1 protein-coding gene and 1 pseudogene are annotated in these 1,443 nt (G+C 67.8%); both read left to right on the top strand.

Features of this window, described 5'->3' with window-relative positions:
- Positions 1 to 138: 138 nt before the first annotated feature.
- A pseudogene (locus tag ABZY12_RS34370) lies at positions 139 to 968 on the top strand (IS5 family transposase).
- An 80-nt stretch (positions 969 to 1,048) separates the two neighbouring features.
- Positions 1,049 to 1,443, top strand: a 395-nt coding sequence (locus tag ABZY12_RS34365) for a hypothetical protein (RefSeq protein ID WP_356897393.1), incomplete at its 3' end; no start/stop codon positions are given.

Genomic DNA, 1,443 nt, shown 5'->3' with positions numbered 1-1,443 from the left:
AACTCGCCGCCCGTTACAAGGCCGGAGTCCACATCGCCTCACTCATCCTCTGGCTCCGTGAACCCATCCAAGATCTTTTGTCAGACAGGACCTAGGCGGTGTCTTCAAATGATCACCGTGGTGGATCATGGTCTCGTGATACGTCGCCATGAACTGTCCGACGCCGAGTGGGAGTTCGTCCGGCCGTTGCTGCCCGTGTCGTTGCGGGGGCGGAAGCGGCTGGACGACCGCCGGGTCTTGAACGGGATCGTGTGGAAGTTCCGGACCGGGACAGCCTGGCGGGATGTGCCCGAGCGTTACGGTCCGTGGGCCACGCTCCATACGCGTTTTCGCAGGTGGGCGACGGACGGGACGTTCGACCGGATGCTGCGGGCTGCTCAGGCGAAGGCGGACGCGGCGGGCGACGTCGAGTGGCTGGTGTCCGTCGATTCCACGGTCGTCCGGGCCCACCAGCATGCGGTCGGCGCCCGAAAAGGGGGCTCCGCGACCCGGCGCTCGGTCGGTCCAGAGGCGGGCTGACCAGCAAGATTCACCTGGCCTGCGACGGCCGAGGCCGTCCGCTCGCTTTCGTCGTCACTGGCGGCAACACCAACGACTGCACCCGGTTCACCGCCGTGATGGAAGCGATCCGGGTGCCCCGGATCGGACCCGGCCGGCCCCGGGTCCGGCCCGATCACGTCCTGGGCGACAAGGGCTACAGCTCGAAAGCGATCCACACCTGGCTCCGCCGCCGCGGCATCCCGCACACGATTCCCGAGCGGGCCGATCAGGCCCGCAACCGGGCCCGGCGCGGCAGCCGAGGAGGCCGCCCGCCGGCCTTCGACCGCGAGACCTACAAGCACCGCAACGTCGTGGAACGGTGCTTCAACCGACTCAAGCAGTGGCGCGGCATCGCCACTCGCTACGACAAAACCGCCCAGTCCTACGAAGCGGCAGTCACCCTCGCATCACTCCTGATGTGGGCGTGACATTTGACGACAGAACCTAGCGGCCGTGACGCGCTCAAGCTCTTCAACGAGAACATCACCGCATGGGATGTGGTCAGGCGATGACGCCTAAGGAGCAGGATCTGGTCATGGGCTTGGTGGTCGCACCGTGCTCGCCCCCGACGCGCACGATCGACGAGGTGCTCGCCCACTTCGGCGAGCCCGACGGTGGGGCGCTGGCGCTCCGGCTGCTCCGGGACGCCATGGAGCGCCTGGACGCCGACGACGTCGAGATGGCGTTGACCGTCCATGGCGCCGCCGACGCCTCGGTCGAGGAGTTCCTGGAGCCGTTGATCGAGCTGTTCCCTGCCGACTGGCACAGGGAGCACGAGGACATCGTGTCCATGCTGGGCGAGCTCCGCTCGCCCAGGACGGTGCCGGCGCTCGTCGCGGCGACTCGCTGGGTTCCCGAGTACCTGGACTTCGACGAGTCCCGGGCCCTCGCGGTGAAGGCGAT

Source organism: Streptomyces sp. NPDC006551 (genome assembly GCF_040611675.1).
Taxonomy (GTDB): domain Bacteria; phylum Actinomycetota; class Actinomycetes; order Streptomycetales; family Streptomycetaceae; genus Streptomyces.
Note: the sequence above shows the minus strand (reverse complement) of the source record. Positions and strands in the feature narration are given on the sequence as shown.